The 21002-nt window shown below is 55.9% G+C and carries 25 protein-coding genes and 4 pseudogenes; 14 read left to right on the plus strand and 15 right to left on the minus strand.

Features of this window, described 5'->3' with window-relative positions; all coding sequences use genetic code 11:
• Nucleotides 1-160 precede the first annotated feature (160 nt).
• Entirely contained in the window at nucleotides 161-1549 is a 1389-nt protein-coding gene (locus tag AB4O22_RS18960; protein WP_027911617.1) for a sodium:solute symporter family protein, read from the plus strand.
• 207 nt (nucleotides 1550-1756) lie between these two features.
• Here AB4O22_RS18960 and AB4O22_RS18965 read toward each other — a convergent pair whose 3' ends face one another.
• Together AB4O22_RS18965 and ptrR are read right to left on the minus strand one after the other, a co-directional pair.
• Nucleotides 1757-1885, minus strand: a complete 129-nt coding sequence (locus AB4O22_RS18965) for a PA1414 family protein (RefSeq protein ID WP_003198971.1) — start codon at nucleotides 1883-1885, stop codon at nucleotides 1757-1759.
• 139 nt (nucleotides 1886-2024) lie between these two features.
• Entirely contained in the window at nucleotides 2025-2918 is an 894-nt protein-coding gene (gene ptrR, locus AB4O22_RS18970; protein WP_003198970.1) for a putrescine utilization regulator PtrR, read from the minus strand.
• A gap of 103 nt (nucleotides 2919-3021) precedes the next feature.
• On the opposite strand from ptrR, the gene AB4O22_RS18975 reads away from it, so the two are divergent.
• Nucleotides 3022-4194 (plus strand): MFS transporter, encoded by a 1173-nt coding sequence (locus AB4O22_RS18975; protein ID WP_223472323.1) that lies wholly within the window; start codon nucleotides 3022-3024, stop codon nucleotides 4192-4194.
• On the opposite strand, the gene AB4O22_RS18980 is transcribed toward AB4O22_RS18975, so the two are convergent.
• Both AB4O22_RS18980 and AB4O22_RS18985 read right to left on the minus strand, forming a co-directional pair.
• A complete protein-coding gene (locus AB4O22_RS18980) occupies nucleotides 4195-5649 on the minus strand; it encodes an NCS1 family nucleobase:cation symporter-1 (protein ID WP_013692513.1) in 1455 nt (484 codons plus the stop codon).
• A 397-nt stretch (nucleotides 5650-6046) separates the two neighbouring features.
• Nucleotides 6047-6883, minus strand: coding sequence for a CvfB family protein (locus AB4O22_RS18985; RefSeq protein WP_013692512.1), 837 nt, complete (start codon nucleotides 6881-6883; stop codon nucleotides 6047-6049).
• Nucleotides 6884-7222: 339 nt separating this feature from the next.
• Between AB4O22_RS18985 and AB4O22_RS18990 the strand changes: the two genes are divergently transcribed.
• The 3 genes from AB4O22_RS18990 to AB4O22_RS19000 all read left to right on the plus strand — a co-directional run bounded on the left by AB4O22_RS18990 (nucleotide 7223) and on the right by AB4O22_RS19000 (nucleotide 9271).
• Nucleotides 7223-7411, plus strand: a complete 189-nt coding sequence (locus tag AB4O22_RS18990; RefSeq protein WP_172436054.1) for a hypothetical protein — start codon at nucleotides 7223-7225, stop codon at nucleotides 7409-7411.
• A gap of 195 nt (nucleotides 7412-7606) precedes the next feature.
• On the plus strand, nucleotides 7607-8323 hold the full coding sequence (locus tag AB4O22_RS18995) for a TorF family putative porin (RefSeq protein ID WP_223472324.1): 717 nt from the start codon (nucleotides 7607-7609) through the stop codon (nucleotides 8321-8323).
• Between the two features lie 81 nt (nucleotides 8324-8404).
• A complete protein-coding gene (locus AB4O22_RS19000; RefSeq protein ID WP_223472325.1) occupies nucleotides 8405-9271 on the plus strand; it encodes a DUF6279 family lipoprotein in 867 nt (288 codons plus the stop codon).
• A gap of 140 nt (nucleotides 9272-9411) precedes the next feature.
• On the opposite strand, the gene AB4O22_RS19005 is transcribed toward AB4O22_RS19000, so the two are convergent.
• Entirely contained in the window at nucleotides 9412-9804 is a 393-nt protein-coding gene (locus AB4O22_RS19005; protein ID WP_223472326.1) for a transcriptional regulator, read from the minus strand.
• A gap of 312 nt (nucleotides 9805-10116) precedes the next feature.
• Here AB4O22_RS19005 and AB4O22_RS19010 point away from each other — a divergent pair, with 312 nt between their 5' ends.
• Nucleotides 10117-10848 (plus strand): DUF899 domain-containing protein, encoded by a 732-nt coding sequence (locus AB4O22_RS19010; RefSeq protein WP_223472327.1) that lies wholly within the window; start codon nucleotides 10117-10119, stop codon nucleotides 10846-10848.
• Between the two features lie 192 nt (nucleotides 10849-11040).
• On the opposite strand, the gene AB4O22_RS19015 is transcribed toward AB4O22_RS19010, so the two are convergent.
• Together AB4O22_RS19015 and AB4O22_RS19020 are read right to left on the minus strand one after the other, a co-directional pair.
• A complete protein-coding gene (locus AB4O22_RS19015; protein ID WP_053186480.1) occupies nucleotides 11041-11298 on the minus strand; it encodes a BrnA antitoxin family protein in 258 nt (85 codons plus the stop codon).
• Nucleotides 11276-11553: pseudogene (locus tag AB4O22_RS19020) on the minus strand (BrnT family toxin). Before AB4O22_RS19020 ends, AB4O22_RS19015 begins: the two are co-directional and overlap by 23 nt.
• A gap of 589 nt (nucleotides 11554-12142) precedes the next feature.
• On the opposite strand from AB4O22_RS19020, the gene AB4O22_RS19025 reads away from it, so the two are divergent.
• Both AB4O22_RS19025 and AB4O22_RS19030 read left to right on the plus strand, forming a co-directional pair.
• Nucleotides 12143-12415, plus strand: a complete 273-nt coding sequence (locus AB4O22_RS19025; RefSeq protein WP_223472328.1) for a hypothetical protein — start codon at nucleotides 12143-12145, stop codon at nucleotides 12413-12415.
• Between the two features lie 52 nt (nucleotides 12416-12467).
• Nucleotides 12468-12659: pseudogene (locus AB4O22_RS19030) on the plus strand (addiction module antidote protein); the annotation flags it as partial.
• A gap of 21 nt (nucleotides 12660-12680) precedes the next feature.
• Here the strand turns inward: AB4O22_RS19030 and AB4O22_RS19035 are convergent.
• Nucleotides 12681-13088 carry a hypothetical protein gene (locus AB4O22_RS19035; RefSeq protein ID WP_223472329.1) on the minus strand — a complete coding sequence of 136 codons (408 nt, stop codon included), beginning with the start codon at nucleotides 13086-13088 and terminating at the stop codon, nucleotides 12681-12683.
• 258 nt (nucleotides 13089-13346) lie between these two features.
• On the opposite strand from AB4O22_RS19035, the pseudogene AB4O22_RS19040 reads away from it, so the two are divergent.
• The 6 genes and pseudogenes from AB4O22_RS19040 to AB4O22_RS19065 form a co-directional block, all read left to right on the plus strand.
• A pseudogene (locus AB4O22_RS19040) lies at nucleotides 13347-13517 on the plus strand (DUF6862 domain-containing protein); the annotation flags it as partial.
• A gap of 12 nt (nucleotides 13518-13529) precedes the next feature.
• The gene (locus tag AB4O22_RS19045) at nucleotides 13530-13655 is read left to right on the plus strand and encodes a hypothetical protein (RefSeq protein WP_263292854.1); all 126 of its coding nucleotides are present in this window, start codon (nucleotides 13530-13532) and stop codon (nucleotides 13653-13655) included.
• 445 nt (nucleotides 13656-14100) lie between these two features.
• Nucleotides 14101-14469, plus strand: coding sequence for a hypothetical protein (locus AB4O22_RS19050; protein WP_223472330.1), 369 nt, complete (start codon nucleotides 14101-14103; stop codon nucleotides 14467-14469).
• The gene (locus AB4O22_RS19055; RefSeq protein ID WP_411740649.1) at nucleotides 14415-14768 is read left to right on the plus strand and encodes a guanyl-specific ribonuclease; all 354 of its coding nucleotides are present in this window, start codon (nucleotides 14415-14417) and stop codon (nucleotides 14766-14768) included. Before AB4O22_RS19050 ends, AB4O22_RS19055 begins: the two co-directional genes overlap by 55 nt.
• Before the next feature lie 2 nt (nucleotides 14769-14770).
• Entirely contained in the window at nucleotides 14771-15160 is a 390-nt protein-coding gene (locus AB4O22_RS19060; protein ID WP_223472331.1) for a barstar family protein, read from the plus strand.
• 249 nt (nucleotides 15161-15409) lie between these two features.
• Complete coding sequence (locus AB4O22_RS19065; RefSeq protein WP_223472332.1) at nucleotides 15410-16795, plus strand: IS4 family transposase; 1386 nt, start codon at nucleotides 15410-15412, stop codon at nucleotides 16793-16795.
• Nucleotides 16796-16888: 93 nt separating this feature from the next.
• Here AB4O22_RS19065 and AB4O22_RS19070 read toward each other — a convergent pair whose 3' ends face one another.
• From AB4O22_RS19070 to AB4O22_RS19100, 7 genes and pseudogenes are all read right to left on the minus strand, one after another.
• Nucleotides 16889-17443: a hypothetical protein gene (locus AB4O22_RS19070; protein ID WP_223472333.1), complete on the minus strand. Its 555-nt coding sequence runs from the start codon at nucleotides 17441-17443 to the stop codon at nucleotides 16889-16891.
• 106 nt (nucleotides 17444-17549) lie between these two features.
• The gene (locus AB4O22_RS19075) at nucleotides 17550-17999 is read right to left on the minus strand and encodes a hypothetical protein (RefSeq protein WP_223472334.1); all 450 of its coding nucleotides are present in this window, start codon (nucleotides 17997-17999) and stop codon (nucleotides 17550-17552) included.
• A 43-nt stretch (nucleotides 18000-18042) separates the two neighbouring features.
• A pseudogene (locus tag AB4O22_RS19080) lies at nucleotides 18043-18292 on the minus strand (transposase); the annotation flags it as partial.
• 105 nt (nucleotides 18293-18397) lie between these two features.
• Nucleotides 18398-18994 (minus strand): imm11 family protein, encoded by a 597-nt coding sequence (locus tag AB4O22_RS19085; protein ID WP_223472335.1) that lies wholly within the window; start codon nucleotides 18992-18994, stop codon nucleotides 18398-18400.
• Between the two features lies 1 nt (nucleotide 18995).
• Nucleotides 18996-19481, minus strand: coding sequence for an AHH domain-containing protein (locus AB4O22_RS19090; RefSeq protein WP_317851100.1), 486 nt, complete (start codon nucleotides 19479-19481; stop codon nucleotides 18996-18998).
• 103 nt (nucleotides 19482-19584) lie between these two features.
• On the minus strand, nucleotides 19585-20259 hold the full coding sequence (locus AB4O22_RS19095) for a hypothetical protein (protein WP_317846394.1): 675 nt from the start codon (nucleotides 20257-20259) through the stop codon (nucleotides 19585-19587).
• Between the two features lie 308 nt (nucleotides 20260-20567).
• Nucleotides 20568-20957 (minus strand): hypothetical protein, encoded by a 390-nt coding sequence (locus AB4O22_RS19100; RefSeq protein ID WP_223472337.1) that lies wholly within the window; start codon nucleotides 20955-20957, stop codon nucleotides 20568-20570.
• Nucleotides 20958-21002: the final 45 nt, after the last annotated feature.

Below are 21002 nucleotides of genomic sequence, written 5' to 3' on the forward strand. Positions count from 1 at the left end.
CTCGTTCCCACGCACTGCGTAGGAATGCAGCCAGTGACGCTCTGCGTCATGCAGGGACGCGGAGCATCCCGGGCGGCATTTCCACGCAGAGCGTGGGAACGATCAGTGCACTGTTTCGCCCCGACTTCACTACAAAAAAGACAATCGGAGACACGCCACCATGGCTTTGGACTTAATCGTCGTTCTTCTCTACGCCACTGGCATGATCGCCCTCGGCTGGTACGGCATGCGCCGCGCCAAAACCCGTGACGACTACCTGGTCGCCGGGCGCAATCTCGGCCCGGGCTTTTACCTGGGCACCATGGCCGCCACCGTGCTGGGCGGTGCGTCCACCATTGGCACCGTGCGCCTGGGCTACGTCTACGGCATTTCCGGATTCTGGCTGTGCGGCGCCATCGGCCTGGGCATCGTCGGCCTGAGCCTGTTCCTCGCCAAGCCGTTGCTCAAGCTCAAGATCTACACCGTGACCCAGGTGCTGGAGCGCCGCTACAACCCGGCCGCGCGCCAGGCCAGTGCGTTGATCATGCTGGTTTATGCGCTGATGATCGGCGCCACCTCGACCATCGCCATCGGCACCGTGATGCAGGTGCTGTTCGGCTTGCCGTTCTGGGTGTCGATCCTGGTGGGCGGTGGCGTGGTGGTGCTGTATTCCACCATCGGCGGCATGTGGTCGCTGACCCTCACCGACATCGTGCAATTTCTGATCATGACCGTTGGCCTGGTGTTCCTGCTGATGCCGATGTCCATCGTCGATGCCGGCGGCTGGGACGCGATGGTGGCGGCATTGCCAGCCAGCTACTTCGACTTCACCGCGATTGGCTGGGACACCATCCTCACCTACTTCCTGATCTACTTCTTCGGCATCTTCATCGGCCAGGACATCTGGCAGCGGGTGTTCACCGCTCGCAGCGAAGGCGTGGCCAAAGTGGCTGGCACCGCCGCCGGCCTGTACTGCGTGCTGTACGGCCTGGCCGGTGCGTTGATCGGCATGGCGGCCAAGGTGTTGCTGCCGGACCTGGAAAACGTCAACAACGCCTTCGCCAGCATCGTCCAGACCAGCCTGCCCAACGGCATTCGTGGATTGGTGATCGCCGCGGCCCTGGCAGCCTTGATGTCCACCGCTGCGGCAGGCCTGCTCGCCGCGTCCACCACGGTGGTCCAGGACTTGCTGCCCCGTCTGCGCCAGGGCCGTGAAAGCGGCAGCGGCGACGTCCACGAAAACCGCATCGCGACCCTGCTGATGGGGGCGGTGGTCTTGGTGATCGCCCTGGTGGTCAGTGACGTCATCAGCGCCCTGACCCTGGCCTACAACCTGTTGGTGGGCGGCATGCTGATCCCGCTGATCGGTGCCATCTACTGGAAACGCGCCACCACCGCCGGCGCGATCAGCAGCATGTCGCTGGGCTTCCTGACCGCGCTGTTCTTCATGCTCAAGGACGGCCTGGACGCCAACACGCCGATCTACTACAGCCTGAGCGTGGCGCTGGTGAGTTTTGTGCTGGTGAGCTTGTTGTCGCCACGGCCGAGCGTGGTGGCCAAGGTGGTTTGACCGACAACCCTGGGCAATGAGATCCCTGTGGGAGCGAGCTTGCTCGCGATGACGGCGGTACATTCAACATGAATGCATGCCGGTCCACCGCTATCGCGAGCAAGCTCGCTCCCACATTGGTTGTCTTCAGGCATAAAAAAGATCGCAGTTGCGGGCCATCTCGACTGAAATGGTCCGCAACTGCGATCTCTCCAAATCCTGGTGGGTTTACCGGCGGCGCGGTTGGCGGCGGCGTTGCTCGTCATCGGTGCGGATCGGTACCGGTTGCATCGGTGGCTCGATCAGGCCAAGCGCGACACCCAGGTCGTGAAGCCAATTCTGGATTTTCTCTTTCATCGTGGTGCCCCCTCAGGGTGGTACGAGCGGCAAATTACTGTGGCCCCTTCGCACTGATAATAGTCCGATGTTCTACGCAATGCTCGTCTCAGTTTGCAATGATCTGTTACTGAATTGATCCAAATCTACCTCCCGGAGTTCAAGCCGATTGCGCCGTCGTCATGGACGCTCGCGGCCAAGCCTGTTGTTGCAATTCAATCCAAGCATTGAGGTTGGCCCCGACCATGCCTTTGCGCCACATTAGCCAGGTCGTGGCACTGGCAAACGGCTCGACCAACGGGTGCACCGCCACCCGCTCGCGGCCCGGCAGGCTGGCGAGCATCGACTCCGACATCAACGCCACCCCGGACCCGGCGATCACACACGCCAGCATCCCTTGGTAAGACTCGATTTCCATCGCCCGGCCCATGGTCGCGTGGTCATGGGCAAACCAGGCCTCCAACCGCATCCGGTAGGAGCAACCTCGCCGGAACGTGAACACAGCGCGGCCCTGCACATCCAGCGCGCTGCGTACCGGCGCATGATCGGCCTCGGTAATCAGCACCAACCGCTCGTCGCACAACGGCACACCATCCAGCCCCGCCAGCTCCAGCGGGCCGTCCACCAACGCCGCGTCGAGCCGATTGGTGAGCAAGCCCTCGAGCAATTCGCCACTCGGCCCGGACTGCACTTGCAGGTTCACCGCCGGATACGCCCGGTGATAAGTCGCCAGCAAGTCCGGCAGATGCGTCGCCGCCGTGCTGTACATCGTGCCCAGCAGGAAGTCCCCGGCCGGTTGCCCGCCCTGCACCGCCGCATGGGCTTCGTCGTGCAAGGCGAACAGCTTGGCCGCATAGTCCAAGAGGACTTTTCCTGCCGGTGACAACTGCAAACGCTGACGCTCACGCAGGAAAAGGTCCACGCCCAGTTGCTCTTCAAGCTGCTTGAGCCGGGTCGAAAGATTCGACGGCACCCGGTGCAGACGCTCGGCGGCCCGGGTGATGGAACCTTCCTCGGCCACGGCCTGGAAAATCCGTAGTTGGCTGAACTCCACAACCTTCTCCAAAAAAGAACAAGTTACTCACTATTATTCATTTTTAATGAAAGTCAATCGGTCCTAGCCTGACGGTCATTCGCCTCGACGCTGGAGAACGACCATGTCACCTCTTATTCGCCTGCTCGGCAGTTTCATCGCGCTGATGATGGCCATGGGCATTGGCCGCTTCGCCCTTACGCCCCAGTTACCTCATTTGATCGGCGAAGGTCAGCTCGACTTGACCGCCGCCGGTCTGATTGCCGCCGCCAACTACCTGGGTTATTTCCTCGGTGCGCTGGACGCCATGTTCGCCCGCCGTCCGGAACAGGTGCGGCGGCGGTTGCTCGGCGGCCTGTGGCTGTGTGTATTGCTGACCTTGGCCTCGTTCTGGGCCTGGGGTTTCTGGCCACACCTGGCATTGCGCTTTGGCACCGGCATGGCGAGTGCCTGGGTGCTGGTGATGATCACCGCCCTGAGCCAGCCCTTGGCAGCGGCAGCGGGACGGCCACGGCTCGGCGCCCTGGTATTTGCTGGACCTGGATTGGGGATTTTTCTGACAGGCTTATTGGCGCTGGGCTCAAACCTGCTGGGCCAGACCTCCGCGACCCTGTGGCTGGTGTATGCCGGCGTGGCGCTGGCGATGCTATTGGTGATTTTGCCGATCCTGCCGCAACCCGCCGCGACCGCGACCGTTGCCGCGCCGGTTCCCGCCTCGCCGAACCGTGGCATCGCTCGACTGGGCGTGGTGTACGCCCTGTATGGCGTGGGCTACATCATTCCGGCCACGTTCCTGTCGCAAATGGCCTCGGCGCAGTTCCACGGGCAATGGCTGGCGGACCTGTTCTGGCCCTGCTTCGGCCTGGCCGCCGCCACCGGTGTGTTGCTGGTCAGCCTGCGTCGCCCCAACCCGAACACCACCGGTCGCTGGCTGATCGGTACGCTCTGGCTGCAAGCCGCTGGGGTATTTGCCTGCCTGCTGGGCAGCGGCCCGGGCCTGGCGTTGGGCGTGATCCTGTGTGGCACGCCGTTCCTGGCCTGCATGCAACTGGTGATGCTGCGCTCCCGGGAACTGGCGCCCCACGCCACCCAGCGCAACGCTGGCCTGTTGACCGCCTGTTTTGCCGTGGGCCAACTCAGCGGGCCACTGCTGGCGGCGCTGAGCAGCCATTTCAGCGGCGGCCTGCAACCGGCGCTGATCATCGCCGGCAGCGGTCTGCTGCTGGCCGGCGGCCTGTTGCTGCGGCCCGCCAGCCAGGGCGCGGCGAGGCCTTGCGCCCAGACTGCCCTGCGTTGATCAGGCCTGGCCGGCCGGGCTGAGGGATTTGTTCAGCTGCGCGGCCGGCTCGCGGCGCGCCAGAGCGAAATACAACACCCCACCAAGGAAGCAACCGGTGAACCAGGCAAAGTTGGCCATCGGTTGCAGCAGCGGCGTGAAGGTGATCGCCACGCCCATCAACGTGGCCGGAATCAACGCCTTCACCGCGGTCCAGTTGATGCCGCCACTGTAGTAATAACGCCCGCTCGGCCCGTCATTGAACAACGCATCCACGTCGATCTGCTGCTTTTTGATCAGGTAGTAATCCACCAGCAAGATCCCGAACAGCGGACCGATGAACGCCGCCAGCACGTCAAGGGTGTAGTGGATCACTTCAGGGTTATTGAACAGGTTCCACGGCGTGATGAAAATCGAGGCCACCGCCGCGATCATGCCGCCAGCGCGCCAACTGATCTTGCTGGGCGCGACGTTGGCGAAGTCGAACGCCGGGGAGACGAAGTTGGCGACAATGTTGATGCCGATGGTGGCGGTCACAAAGGCAAAGGCGCCCAGCAAGACGGCCACACTGTTGTCGATGCGCGCCACAGTGGCGATCGGGTCATGAAGCATTTCGCCGAACACCGGCAAGGTCCCGGAAACAATCACCACGGTGACCAGGGAGAACGCCAGGAAATTCACCGGCAGCCCCCAGAAATTGCCCCGGCGTACGTCAGACATGCTCCGGCAGTAACGGCTGAAATCGCCGAAGTTCAGGGTCGGACCGGAAAAGTACGACACCACCAACGCCGTCGCCACGATCACCTGGCCAAACGCCTGCCAACCAGACAGGGACTTTTCCGCCAGGGTGAAGCTGATATTGCTCCAACCGGCCTTCCACACGATCCAACCGGCCAACAGGAACATCACGGCATAGACCACCGGTCCGGCCCAGTCGATGAAACGACGGATCGATTCCATACCGGTCCAGAACACCAGCGCCTGGACAAACCACAAGCTGAGGAAACCGAACCAGCCCAGGTAGGACAAACCGGCAAAATGCGGCGTCGCGTAGGCTTCCATCGAAGGAAAAAACCGTAGCACCACAATGATCAGAGCACTGGAAGCCAGGTACGTCTGAATGCCGTACCAGGCCACGGCGATCAAGCCGCGAATGACCGCCGGAATATTCGCCCCGAACACCCCGAACGCCAGCCGACAGATCACCGGATACGGCACCGCCGCCTGCTGGCTCGGCCTGGCGACCAGGTTGGCGATCAACTGCACGATGCAGATCCCGCCGAGCAAGGCAATCAACACCTGCCAGCTCGCCAACCCCAACGCAAACAGACTGGCGGCAAACACATAGCCGCCCACACTGTGCACATCGCTCATCCAGAAGGCGAAGATGTTGTACCAATTCCATTTCTGCGGCAGCGGGCCCAGGTCCTCGTTATAGAGGCGGGGGCTGTAGCCGTTGGGCAATTGCTCGGACATTGCGGGGCTCCTTTGAGTACCGCCGTGCCCCCGTATCGATCTGCTCACCATACTGCGCACGGGAGCCGGCATGGTTTGTATACGCGTTGCTACGCAGAATGCGTGCCATAGGCGCGAAATATGAGACAAACCGGGGTGTGCAGCGGGGGTTTAAGCCGGGCAAGCGCAGGCATGCGCCCACGAACAGGGCGCGGGTGCATGCTAAAGGTGCAGGGTTTTGTATACAGAGGAAAGTCGCAGCGCACCGCTATGTGGGAGCAAAGCTTGCTCGCGAAACAGGCGCCTCGGTTTCAGAAAGACCGCATCGCCTTCATCGCGGGCAAGCCTTGCTCCCACAGCTGGCCTCGCTGGCCACATAAAACCCTTACTTGCCACAGATGAGTGGCTCGACTGAAGATCAGCTCAGCTCGATGCGATCGGCATGAATGACAATCTGCCCATTCTTGTACAGCGCACCAATGGCTTTCTTGAAGTTGCCCTTGCTCACGCCAAACAGGCTGCTGATCAGCACCGGGTCGCTCTTGTCACTGACCGGCAGGGTGCCGTTGTTTTCACGCAACTTGGCGAGGATCTTCGCGTTAAGGCTGGTGGCGGCTTCCTGGCCCACGGGCTGCAGGCTCAGGCTGATCTTGCCGTCCGGGCGGATTTCCTTGATGAAGCCTTTTTCCTGCTTGCCGGCGCGCATGAACTTGAAGATTTCGTTCTTGTGGATCAGGCCCCAGTGCTTGTTATTGATGATCGCCTTGAACCCCATGTCGGTGGCTTCGGCGACCAGCAAATCCACTTCCTGGCCAGGCGTGTAGTTGGCCGGCGTCTTGTCCAGGTAACGATCCAGGCGCGCTGTGGCGGTGATGCGGCGAGTGTGCTTGTCGAGGTAGACGTGTACCACGCAGTACTCGCCAGCGGTCATCTGGCGCTTTTCTTCGGAGTACGGCAGCAGCAGATCCTTGGGCAGGCCCCAGTCCAGGAACACGCCGATGCTGTTGACTTCAGCCACTTTCAGGCTGGCGAACTCACCGACCTGAACTTTGGGTTTTTCCGTGGTAGCGATCAGTTTGTCGTCGCTGTCCAGATAAATGAAAACATTGAGCCAGTCTTCATCTTCGCTGGGAATATCCTTGGGAATATAACGGTTGGGCAGCAGGATTTCGCCGTCCGCACCGCCGTCCAGATATAAACCGAAGTTAGTGTGTTTAACCACTTGCAAACTGTTGTAGCGCCCGACTAAAGCCATTTCCAATACCCTCATTGCGTGGGCGGCATTCTACCCGGTTTTGCAGCGCGATTCGTGGCTGCAGGCAAGGTTTGCCAGCAAGGCCCTGCACAACCATTGATTTTCCTGGGCTTTCGCCCCAGCCACGGCCATTCGTCAGGCGAGCGGCGCTGCGTATCGCTCGCCATCGGCGCCCTATTTCTCCCCCGGTTGTTATTTAAAACAGAGGCTTAGGGCAATAATTGCAGGAGAGTCGTCTATTATTCCCGTCACGACAGCGATAATTCAGAAGGATATTTACCAAGCAATTGTCAAGTATTTCCTGTACGATGCCTGGCCCAATTAATTATCTACAGGTTAATGGTCGTCATGCGCGTAAAAGCATCCAACAGCAAATCAAAGCCAGCTCCAGCCGTTGAAACCAGCGAGTCGATCAACGACCAGATCGCTGCGTTCCTCAAGTCCGGCGGCGAGATCCAGCAAATTGCCAAAGGCGTCAGCGGCCAGACATTCGGCCCGTCCAAGCAGATCAGCCTGGGCAAGAAGTAACCTGCGCGTCACCTGGTCCCAAAGCGCTTTGAGCTTCGAAGCGCTTGGACTGGAACCCTCCCCCGCCCCACCCATTTCCCATCAATCGACGAACGGCCTTCACAGCCGAGCATTCGCCGGTATGCTTTCACCTCTCTAGCTCAAGCGTTTCAGCTTTTTGACCGATCCTGCTTCTCGCTATTCATGGAGTGAAGCATGCGTATCCCTATTGTTCTGCTGATGATCAGCCTAATGACCTGTTCCCTCGCTCAGGGGCAGGTGTTCCAGCGCGAGCTCGGCGACTTCGACCTCAAGCTTGGTACCACGCCCAGCCGTAGCATGGCCGAGGGCCTGGTCACGCCGTCGAGCAGCGGTTCGTTCCACGGTGGCCTGGATCTGAGCCACGACAGCGGCTGGTACGTCGGCCAGTGGTCACCCAGCGCCGGCCTGACACCTTCCGCCGACCTTGAAGTCGATTCCTACATGGGCTTTAAACAACCCTTCGACCAGACCCTGGGCTACGAAGTCGGCCTGATCCACTACAGCTACCCCACCGTCGATACCCTCGACAGCCAAGAGTTCTACGGCGGCCTGACCGTGCTTGGCAGCCGTTTCGGCGCGGCCCTGAGCAACGACCCGGACAAACAGAACAGCACGCTGTTTGCCGACCTGGGCGGCAACATACCGTTCGGAATTGGCATCAGCGCCAAATACACCACCCACCAGCTCAACACACCGGTCTCGGTCGAGAACGGTTATGTCGGCAGTTTCAGCGACTGGTCATTGAAAATTTCCCGCCCGTGGAAGGGCCTCGACCTGGACCTGATCTACAGCGACTCAAGCCTCAGCGGCAGCAGTTGCTCGGCATACTCCGGCCACAACAGCGAATGCGACAGCCTGCTGACCCTCAAGATGGCCCACCCTTTTTACTAAGCGTTACGCATTTAATCGGCTGAACTGCCGCGCGTCTGCGATGCTCAAACAAAGCACCTCCGCCTTCGCAAGGACTCGCTCATGCCGCGCTGGTTGACCCGCTCTGCCATGTTCATCACCCTGTTGCTGACGCTCACCGCCTGCAGCCGCATAGGCCTGGCCTACCGCAACCTCGACCTGATCATTCCCTGGACCCTCAACGATTACCTGGACATCAGAGGCGCGCAAAAAGACTGGTTCAACGAACGCCTCAAGGACCATCTGACCTGGCATTGCACCACCCAATTGCCCGGTTACCTCGACTGGCTGGATCGCCTCAAGACCATGGTACAAACCGACCAGGTAACCGACGAAGCCTTGCAACAACGCACCCGGGAAGCCGAGGCCGCCATCGCCGAAACCGCCCGGGAAATCACCCCCTCGGCCATCGAACTGCTGCAAGGCCTGAACGACGACCAAGTCGATGACATGGACGCCGCCTTCGTCAAGGACCAGCGCAAACGCCAGCAGCAGTACCTCAAGCCGACGTTGCAGGAACAGATCCAGGAACGCAGCGACCGCATGGTCAAACGCCTGGACGACTGGCTCGGCCCGCTCACCGACGCCCAGCGCCAACGGGTGATGGCCTGGTCCACCGCCCTGGGGGACCAGAACCAGCAATGGATCGCCAACCGCGCCCACTGGCAAAACCAGTTCAGCGAAGCCGTGGCCCAACGCCACAGCCCCGACTTCCCCAAGCGCATCGAACAATTGCTGGTCAACCGCGAAAGCCTCTGGACCCCCGCCTACCGCGAAGCCTTCAGCAAAACCGAAGCCCAGGCCCGCAGCCTGCTGGTGGACCTGATGGCCGAAAGCACCCCGCCCCAGCGCGAACGGCTTCTGAAGAAGATCGACGGTGTGAAGAAGGATTTCACTGACTTGAAGTGCCTGAAAGCAGCACGAACCTGAGTAAGTACTGACTTAAAACCAGTGAGATCCAATGTGGGAGCGAGCTTGCTCGCGATAGCGGTTGAACAGGCAACACACCTGTTGAATGTCAGACCGCTATCGCGAGCAAGCTCGCTCCCACAGGGTTCAGTGCAGGCCTGTCAGGCAATCTGCGCCTTAGAAGCCAACTCATCAAACGTAAACTCATCCAGCGCATCCTCCTGCTCATCCAGCACCTGGCGCGGATGATCATTGCCCGGGATGCTGCTGTCGATCAGGCTCAACAACCGCGAGCCACGCGGCGTCAGCACAAAATTCTCGCCATTGCCGCCCTCTTCCTCCGGCCGCGGCTCGATATAGCCACGCTCCAGCAGCAACTTCTCGTACTCCCCGGCAACCGCTTTCAGATGATCGAGGTTATCGATCGCCTCGCCTTCAGCCCCTTTCGCCGCCGCGTATTCCTCCGCGTAAGCCCGAGGAGCAAAGCTGTGACCGGCGCCGTTCTGCACTTCGTGCAACAACCGTTCGATCAAGTCCCAGTTATAAGTCGTCATCCTGGTCCATCCTCCAAAGAGTGAGATGCCTACCTAGGTTGTGACCGAGGCGTCGCGCCGCCGTTCAGCCGGGTTTACCGGCGCAACGCTGCTCACCTAAGGCTTGCCCGATTCATTGTGGCGAGGGGATTTATCCCCGTTGGGCTGCGAAGCAGCCCTGAACCCAGCCGCGCGGTGTGCCGGGGAATCGCGTTCAAGCTTCTTGTGGGCCATTTCACAAACCGACCGGCGGCCTGTCGAATTCATCCAGCGCCAGACGACCACTTACAGAAAGTGCCGACTCAGCGGCTCTGCCACGCAGGAGAAATCACCATGAACGTAGAGAATCATCCAGTCGTCTCGCGGGAAGAATGGCTCGCCGCCCGCCGCCAACACCTGGCCCACGAAAAAGCCTTCACCCGCGAACGAGACAAACTCAGCGCCGAACGCCGCGCCCTGCCCTGGGTAAAAATCGAAAAACCCTACCGCTTCCAAGGCCCCCACGGCGAACTGAGCCTGGCCGACCTGTTCGGCGGCCGCAGCCAACTGATCATCTACCACTTCATGTTCGCCGAAGGCTGGAAAGAAGGCTGCCCAGGGTGCTCATTCCTGTCCGACCACATCGACGGCGCCAACCAACACCTGGCCCACCACGACGTCGCCATCGTGGCCGCCTCCCACGCGCCCTTCGCCGAATTCCAACCCTTCAAGCGCCGCATGGGCTGGGCCTTCGATTGGGTCTCATCCGAAGGCTGCGACTTCAACTACGACTTCGGCGTCAGCTTCAAAGCCGAAGACACCGCCACCGGAAAAGCCACCTACAACTACGAAACAACCGACACCACCGAAGGCGAACTCCCCGGCCTGAGCGTCTTCTATCGCGACGAAGCCGGCGACATCTTCCACACCTACTCCACCTACGCCCGCGGCCTCGACATCCTGATCGGCACCTACAACTACCTCGACCTGACGCCCAAGGGCCGCAACGAAGACGAAATCATGGACTGGGTGCGGCACCACGATAAATACGAAGAGGCCAAGCCCCATAGTTGCTGCCACAGCTGATACGTCAGGCCGTCCAGTCGAGCGACGTGGCGAGGAGCTTGCTCCCGCTCGACTGCGTAGCGGTCGCCTGTTTTGCCTTAACCACAGCGCTACGCGATAGCGTTTGATGTAATCGGAGAGCTGCGGGCACACGTAACAGAATTAATGACAACGGGCGGCTTCTCAGCCGCCCGCTTCATAGTATTAATTTGCTCATCGCCGATGGCCCTGCTGGGCCTGCATGTATTGGCGAAGAAGCTGATTGATGCGTGTCTGATAGCCCGCGCCCTGCCCCTTGAACCACTCAACCACATCGGCATCAAGGCGAATAGTCACCGCCTGCTTTACCGGCACACGCAGCTCGGCGCGACGGAAGAAGTCCTCATCCAATTCGGGGATATCGCTGGTATCAATGTCCGCATCATCCAACTTGGCCAAGCGCTCCCAGTCAGTTTTCGATGTTTTCGACATAACGTATGGCCTCCTGCTTAGTGGCTTTTCGGGCGGAGATGATGCGAATCACATCGTCCCGCCGTTCGGTATACACGACCACGCCAATCAACGTTTTGATCAATCCGATAGTGATCCAACGCTCTCCCCGTAAGCCATTCGGTCATCGTGGAAGACCAGCATCGGATGCTGGAAAATGCCCGGCACGTCGTTGAAGTCGATGCCGTGCTTAAGAATGTTGGCCCGGTTCTTGGCTTCGTCCCATTCAAATAGCATGGGACCTTCTGTACTTACTTACGTACATACACACTACTTTCCTCTGCAGAAATACACAGCCCCGGTAGCTCGCTGAGATGCCCATCGGATCACTAGCGACGTTGGAAACAGCTCAGAAGGCGCAACCGTGTTCGACGCATGACGCCTCTTTCCCGATGATTACTGTCGTAACCGTCCATCTGAAATCAGACGCATCCTGTAAAAAAGTACGAAAGGTCCTGCACAGAGGTGGAAACCTCCTGCGAAATGGACAGATATGATGGCAAACAGGTCGTAGTAGGAAACGAGGGACTGACTTCGCATCACGGTGAATACGAAGGAGGAAAGCCCCACGGTTGCTGATACGACTAAGCACAATCCTCAAATCGAGCACCGCCCCGTGGCGAGGGAGCTTGCTCCCGCTCGACTGCGCAGCAGTCGCTTGCTTTAAGCCGACAAATACCAGGCCAAACGTCCTACATGAAGCTCGGAAAGCGGTGTCTTGTGGCATTGGAGCAGGCCTACCTATAGTCCCTCGTCGCCCAAAAAAGGCGACCGGGTTTGGCGACCCGATCTACAGAGAGACTCATCAACTTTCGAGGCTCTGCTTATGACCAGATACATGCCCATCACCGGAATCGACTGCACCCCGGCCACCCTGCACATCGACACCGAAGCTCCGCTCGATGTCCTCTTCGAAACCGCCGATTACCGCATCCGCGCTGTGACCCAACTGCTGGAAAATATCGCGTTCCGCTCGGATATCAGCTCCGATACGCTGGTGCTTTCGGACTTTTGCAAGATGCTGACGATAGCGTTGCGCGACGGGTGTGACGTAATGGATGTGATTGGAAGGCGGTTGCGGGCGCAGGCAGCGGAGTAATGAAAACGGGCGACCTTTGGGTCGCCGTTCTCACATGCGTGGAGAGCAAAAAATGATTGAGACCTTCACAGAATTTGATCCCGCAGAATACCTCAGCACTCCAGAGGCCATTTCGGAGTTCATGAGTGATGCCCTGGAAACCGGCGATGCAAGTTATATCGCCAAAGCGATGGGAACAGTCGAACGTGCCAAGGGGATGATCGAACCGAGGTGGGACACCTGCGTGTCCCGCGAACAGCGGTACTAATCCTTCAGGAAGGAACGTTTACGGCACCGCATAGCTCTCGTAATCCAAGGCGATCCTGTCGTCTTTCGAATAGCTGACATACACCACCACCGCATCGCTGCTAGCCACCAAGGCGTAGGGCCATTTACCGTTAGCCCTCCTCATCTGCTCGTACAATTCCAAAAAGTAATTTTTGGTCTGGCCCCGTGGGTCATAGGGCAATTGCACCTGGAAAATCGGATAGTGCCCGCCATTGCACAGCTGCACCCGTTCCAGCTTGATGTCATTTTTCTCCAAGACTGTGCGAGTTGGATGTTGCCAGGTAGAAAGGTCGACATCGCGACAGTCGCTGGCCGTGCCGCTGTAAAGCTCGGTGTTCTCCAGGGCGGGAAGTGCCGAAGCCAGGCAAGGGAAAAGCAACAACATCAGGGGAAGAAAACGCGGCACGGCAGCGCTCCGAAAGGGACGGGAGCGCGATTTTAAAGCCTTTTTCCAAGCAAATGAGCAAAAGGGTAACCGGGAGAGTTTTACGCCTACGACTCATTGGGGCTGTGTCCTTGATTCGTTGGAGTCTGTTCGCAGTTATCACCGTAGACCAGGACCAGCCATTTTCAGTTTTTCTCTTTCAGGTCAATTGGTTAGCGGCTAAGTAAGTGCCATTCAAATCTGTCCCCTTTTTTACAGAACGCGACCACCTTCAACTACCTGTTTCATGCGGACCTAGTCGAAAAAGAACAGAAACTGAGCACTTGCACATCAGAAACCGAGTGCCAGGCCGTCAGGGATTATTACAACAAACTTGACACTGTTCGGAACCAAGAGTTTGCACAGGTCTGCCGAGAGGACCCAACGAGGTGCGCGAGCGTTACGCAGCGGTTGGTGGATGAAATGCCCGCCAATCAGAAATTGCTGGATGAGGTCAGACTCTCCGGCAATATGGGGCGTTCGTTAGCCCTGTTGTTCTTTACGCAGAATAACCAACAAGCCATTAACATCAGCATTGTAGATAAGTGACGGTCTGAAAATGGCGAGGTGATGGGGCTGCTGGCGGACGCTGCTTTGGATGCGCTGTTTCCGGGGGCGGATCTGTTCTCGTCGACTGCTGGGGGGAAGGGTGGTAAACCGGGGTTAAGGTTGGGGTTGTAGGGGATGGTGCAAAAGGCATTAATAAGATTTTTGAACCCGGTCGAACGCCAAAAGCTAGCGAGTTGAAGCTATATGCGGAAGCTCAAGGTTGGAAGCCTGTTCAGACTGATGGTGGCCCTCTCAAATATCTTGACGCGAATGGCATTCCTCGTGTGACAATCAAACAAGGCAGTTCGCGGGCGCCAGGAAGTGCTGATCCACATGTTGAGTTTAAAAGCGCGACAGGTCAAAGAACAGACGCCTTTGGTAATCCGGTAACAAGAAAAAGTCCGGATAATCACACGTCAATTGACTTTGATTTGTGAGGATAAATATGAATTATTATGAAATCCCCTCGCTTTCAAATATCTATCTCGAAGATAGCTATGTTTTATCTGTTTGTGAGAGGGAGGGCTCTCTAGTCTTTGAGTTAGAAGCAGTTCTTACTGAAAATCATCCAAAATATAAAAAGCCACAAGAAGGAGAGAAACATTGCTATAGAAAGATTTTTTTGCGCTTTCTAAATGTAGATTCTTTCGAATGGCTTGATAGGAGGTTTATGGCATATGCAGATGCTTCGGGCGAGTTCGATTATGGGAATATAGACAGTTTTGTTGGTTGTGATGGTGGCTATGAACTGACCGGAGACTGGGGTCGAGTAGCTATCAAGGGGAAAGCTGTAGATATAATTGTCGAAGATTAGTTGGTCCAAAAGGGGCTAGGAATCTTCCCCTCAAGGATGCTGATCGTATAGCTGAGGTAAATAAGACCCTTGATCGTATCGAAACTGGCGGTCCTTTTCCCTATAAGCAAGATGGAACCATTTTCAGGAACAAAGAAGGTAAGCTTCCAGAGGGAGATTACCGTGAGTATACCGTTGATACACCAGGCGCTAATAATCGCGCCAAACGTCGTGTAGTTCAAGATGCGAACTCCGGCAGGACGTACTACGCAGAAGATCATTACGAAAATTTCATCCAGGTTGATCCGATCAGGAGGTAGTCATGACGAGTATGAGCTACTTGAAAAAAGTCTCGGCAGTTTCGATCCACTTTGTCCGCGCTGAGGAATTTAAGAATGCGTTAGACACTCTAGGGGGCCTGGTAGCTACAGGCTCAATAGCGAATGTAAGGTCAGATAAGGATTTGTTTGCAGTTGTCGCGTCGGCAATGCAATTTCCGGATTATTTTGGTAATAACTGGGACGCTCTTGACGAGTGTCTGGTTGATATGGATTGGTTCCCTGCTGACAGTTATTGTCTCGTTCTGCGCGAAGCAGTTAAAGGATGGTCTCAGGCCCCATATGCGTTGGGGTGTTTTGCAACAGCCTGGCTGGAAGCTGCTGAATACTGGGCGAAAAGCGGAACGCCATTCCATTTGGTGTTTGTTATGTAAGAGGTGCAGGAGGGAACTGGGGACAGACCCTGAGGAATTCCCGAATTTTCTTACAGGAAATCAAGAAGTTGGAATATTGAAGAGACCTGTGGGAAGTACCTACACAGGCTCAGGGAAAAGGGGACAGATTTGAATGGCACTTACTTAACGGCTAACTAGCTGATACGGCTGCAAGAAATGAAAAAAGGCTGGCCTTGGTCTACGGTGATAGTTGCGAACACACACCGATCAAGCAAGGACACAGCCCGAGTGAATCGTAGACGCCAAATCGTCCGACATCAACAGCACCGTATGCGCCAGCACGCCACGAACAGCAATGCCCATGCTTTCTTCAAGCTGCTCACCGATCCAGAGCTATTGCGGGGTATCGAGTCGTCGATACCCAAGCATCGCCAGCGATTATTCCCCCCGACCGAAACACTGTCCCTGTTTTTGTCCCAGGCGATGAGCGCCGATCGCTCCTGTCAGAATGCCGTGAATGATTTTTCTATCAAACGCTCCTGCGAGGGTTTGAAACCCAACAGTATTCATACCGGTGCTTACTGCAAAGCCAGAGCGCGGTTGCCGGTGGAGATGGTTTCAACCTTGTTGCGCTCCACGGGGTCATCGATGAGCAACCGGGCTCCGTCATCATGGCGTTGGAGGGGGCGACCTGTGCGTCTCGTGGATGGCACTACGATCACCCTGCCGGATACGCCGGCCAACCAAGAGGCCTATCCGCAATCTCGTGGGCAGAAAGCCGGACTGGGCTTTCCCATCTGCCGGTTGGTGGGAATTGTTTGCCTCGCCAGCGGTGCTGTTTTGGATGCCTCGTTGGGACGTTTTCGCGGTAAAGGAGGTGATGAGCAGACGCTGCTCAGGACCATGCTCGATACCTTGGAACGAGGTGACATTGTGCTGGGCGATGCCTACTACGCAACCTACTTTTTGTTGTGTGAATTGCAACATCGAGGCGTGGACGGGGTGTTCGAACAATACGGCGCTCGACGGCGTAGCACGGACTTTCAATTGGGAAAGTCCTTGGGGTCGGAAGATCATTTGGTTGAGTTGAAAAAGCCCAAGGCAAAGCCGTCCTGGATGAGCCAGGCCTATTACGACGAGGCACCTGAAACGCTGACAGTACGTGAGTTGAAGGCCGGAGGGAAAATCCTGGTCACTACTTTGAATTGTCCACAGCAGGTGCCCAAAGCTGCCCTCAAATCACTGTTCAAAGACCGATGGCATGTGGAGCTGGATCTGCGCAACCTCAAGACTACGCTGGGGCTTGAAGCACTGAGCTGCAAGACGCCGGGTATGGCCGTCAAGGAGTTGTGGATCTACTTGCTGGCGCACAACCTGATACGGATGCTCATGGCGCAATCAGCTCTGTTGGTCGACTGCCTGCCTCGTGAACTGAGCTTCAAACATAGCCTTCGGCTGTGCCTTGCGTTGAGGCAGTACGGGGTTCAAGGGCAAGAAGATCAGATGCTGAATCTGCTTGAGCTGATTAGCCAGAAACGTGTCGGAAAGCGTCCCGGCAGGATTGAGCCGCGCGCCATAAAGCGAAGGCCCAAGCCTTACCCCATGCTGATGAAAACACGTCGATCAGCAAGGGCAGAGGTCAAGAAGAATGGACACCCGAAGAAGGTTAAGTAAGTGCCATTCAAATCTGTCCCCTTTTCCGTCCCCCTTTTCCTGTCCCCTTTTCCCTGAGAGCTTGTCCTCGTTATCACTGCATCCTCGTTCTGTTCACTTTGGAATAACCACTGGGATGATTATCGGCGAGGGCCCTGTGGGTGGGCTGATCATGCCATCGCTTTTTACCACGGGCACGCCTTTTCGCTTGATCGCATCAAACAGCTCCTTGGTGGCTGCCGAGTCGATGTAGCCGCCCTCATCAATAGATGCACTCAGCGCTAATTGACGCCGTTCTTCCGTCATCTGGAGCTGACTGGTCCGAAAAATCGTATACAGGGAAATGTTTTTAAGCGCCGAAATATCCACATGAGCGATCTCCACATATTTCAACGCTTTGGCGTCCCAACCCTGAACGTACAGATCATTACCGGTCAACGCGTAGGTGCAGAAATAGTAGGTGCCAGTGTTCGAGCCGGGGGTGGAAACGATCAGAGAGCAACGACCATGTTGCAGGATAGGGCCGGTCAGTTCTGGATAATCCTTGACGAGCTGCGAGGGGAATTGTGGCCGGTCATAGTAGATGGTGGCCTTGTCGTAGGGGGTTGTGTTGCAGGCTGACAAGAGTAACGTCGTGGACAGAAGGAGAGACAGGTTGAAACAGCGCATTGATTAACCCCTGTAAATAAATAAAAATCTGCTCAGACGTAAAGCAATTGAAATCATTAAATGACACATTGAGTCATGAACCCATCAACACCACACTTTTGATTACTCATACAAATACCATCACCCGATCGTCCTCAAAACTGTACAAGCCTTGCAAAACCCCAGACACACTGATTAATTCAAAAATACTTTCCGATGAGAATGAGATAGGAAAATCTGAACGAAGTGATTGCAACTGGAGGGAATAACTCTCCCAAACCGGCTCACATATTCCACTCCAGAAATTAATGCATTGGTCCACGCCAACAAACATAACAGGTTGAAGATGACCAATATCCGAACTATTACCCCAGTATATATACCCTACATATCGATCACCGCGATGAGTTTCAAACCAAGCTCTGACAATGATTTGAAATCCAACATCAACAATCTCCCTAGAGCATACAGGACGCACTGTTAGCTCGTCCTCGACAGTTTCATCCATAGGAAAATACCAAACACCATATCCTTCGATATCCCGCGCTGTCAAATCGTATATCTGCTTATCAAGCATAAACAACCTACCTAATTAAGTCCTTAATAGGTTCAAACAGCACACGTGGTGCCAGAGCCTTCATCAACTGCCCCAGCCCAGCGACCGATATCCCACCACCAGCGCCAAATGAATATGAGTGGCATCAGACAATAGGCATAGACCCTTACGCCAAATGCATCCTTAAGTTCACGCAGGTCCGTGAGGTAGCGTTGATAATCCTCGGCGACGGCAAACACCACCTGACGGTTATGACCGCGTTGTACGATATGGTGTGGGTAATTCGGTAAAACAATACGTCCCATCCTGGGCATGTTTGATTCCTCCTCCGTGGAAGCTTTCAACGTAGCAAAGAATCAAAAAATAAACCCGTCCACTTTTCCTATTTTTGTACCATTGTGACCTACACTTTACTTCCTTTATGCAACAGTAACCTTATCGCCACTCACCGACTCAAATACCGCCCCCACCACTCCTACAGCCTCAAATCGACGTTTCACTTCTTCGCTCACTACAACTGCACCCAAATATTTTTTAATCCTAAAAATATGGAAAGCCCCCACTTTTGACTCATCTATCGCCAAATTATAAAACGCGCGGTATTGACCTGCCATGTCCGGCCGTACAGGATCATCAACTGAAAATTTTGTAAAACTTGAAGACTCTTCATCTACACAATCTATTTGTGTCTCTATGATCATTAGAAAATAATTTTGGGAAACCTGTTTCCCCTCAATATCAACAGGCTCAAAGACTACATTTTGATAAGGTTGATCGACTTCAGACAAACCTATGAGTGAATTTCGAGCTCTCTCACTCAGGACTGGAACACTCGCGTAGCCCGCTAGAGAATAGTCAATTTCAACGCCGTCGAATCTGACATCAAGCGTATATCTGCCAGGCTCCATGAAGTTAACTGGGGGATCACTAAAATTCCAATTATCCACATGCCTCACATCGCCGAGAACCCACTTTTCGGAGACAGAAAGATCCTGACGCAGTAAATAATATTTCATATCAATTCCTAGTAAGCCACTTATTAATTTCACTGCCCACGATCACTGCTTCCTTCTTAATTCCATCCAACGTCTTTGTAACAGCCGCTTTATAGGCTGGTGTTCCAGGTGCTAAGCCTTTAGTAGCCTGTTCCAGGCTCCCATATACATACTGGTGATACTCTATGGGATGCGGCCCTCTATGCCCTGGCACCGCGACTAAATTTTCAGTTGCGCGATTGATGTTAAGATCCGCCCCATCAAAGAAGCGCTGATACTCTTTTGTCCAGGCTATCTGCCCATTCGCACCAGAAGTACATTTTATCAGTACAGATATGATGTATCGGAATTGACTCGTAGTTAACCGGCGCACTAACGTTAATCCTTCCCCCGTCCAACGTGACGTACCCCCCACTGTTATCTCGGTACACGGGCTTACCATCGGCAGTATAACGCCCAGTTGAGTTGTACAAACCACCTCGGGGTCCCTCGACGGTGGCAGTGCCATCTGCGTTTCGAGTCAGGCGATATTCACTCGGTACATTAAACTCAGGTGAAGGTAAAGCCAGCGGCCTCGTGGGCGATATTTCTCCTGTAGCTTTTGTACCTATTCAACTCTTCAATGCTGGCAAAGACAGCACTTCATCGTACTGTGGCCAGTCTTCCCTTGCGCGCTTTAGCACACCTTGCATCAACTCGTCCAACTCAGGCACTGGTTGCTCGGACGGCAATTGGTCAAAGGGCGCGGCCAGCAGCGGATGATCAATCTTCTGCGGATTGGCTAAACCTTCCCACTGGCGCAGGCGCAGGATATAGAGAATTTCCACCGGCACGCGCTCCAAGTGCCAGTCCTGATTGAAGTCGTAGGAATTCTTCTGGCTCTCTTTGCCGGTTTGCCAAGTGTGGCGGTCACACGCGACCAACAGGCAGGGCATCAGGTCGTCGGGGCTGGGAGTGCGCCACTTGGCCAACAAGGCTTCGTAGATGGGTTCGTCGTAAGCATAAGCAGGCCATTGATGCGAGACATCGCCCACCCAATCGGCAAACACACGCAGCATAAAGGCTTGGACGCGGCGGTGTTGCTCTTCGTACTCAATCACTAATTGATGCCCACGGTTGAGAGCCGCATGGGTGAGATAGCCCTGATGGATGACAGCATCCTTCCAGCCTAGGATCGCCATGGCGGCCATCATATTGGTGGCGGTTTGGATGCTGTAGTTTTGGCGGCGTCGATCATTGCCTGCCGCTTTGGCAATAATGTCGAACTGGCCCGCCCAGAAGAACAACTGCCAAATTCCTACTTGGTAATAGCGCAGCCAATGGGCCAATTCCAGAAGCCATTGCGGGTTATCTGGTGCGGTTGCCATTACCTTGTGGGCTCGTGTGACGGCCATCCATTCGGAGCTACTACGCGTAACGTTGTCACTATTCGGTACAGGCATTGATGGCTTCGCAAATGCATCGCCGCGCTCAACATATTCACGGATGCCATTAAACTCGTAGTCATCTGAGACGTATGGCCCCTTGGCTATGCGCCCCAGTACACTTTTGTAGGAGGGCCATTTCGGGTTTACGCCCGAGCGCTCGCACTGAATTACTTCTTGGTCCATGGTTCCACCTTAAATTCTGCTACACCTGTTTTACTGGGGGCGGGAACACCGACTTTGACTGTTACACCTTGAACCTTGGCTTTTCCTGAATCCAACGCCGCTTGCAAAGCATCGCGTAAAGCAGGATCAGAGTCGGCAATTGATCTATTACCCAGCCACCCCTCCAACCGCGTCCTCGGGTCGCCATGCGGCGTACCGGCCTTACTCACACCATTCACCGAAGACTTCGCATCCATCACCACCACGGTAATCGTATCGCCATTGATCGCCACCGCGCAGCCATCGCAGCCGTGGTTGCTACTGTTTTGCAGAGGTTTGAAATTGAGGCCGGTTTTCTCGTTAAGGGTTTGCAGGGCCAGTTGCTCGCCCAACACCCCATCATTTACAAGCGAACCGGTCTTCCAATTGGGAAGGTGCGA

The sequence above is a fragment of the Pseudomonas sp. S3_B11 genome, assembly GCF_054667715.1.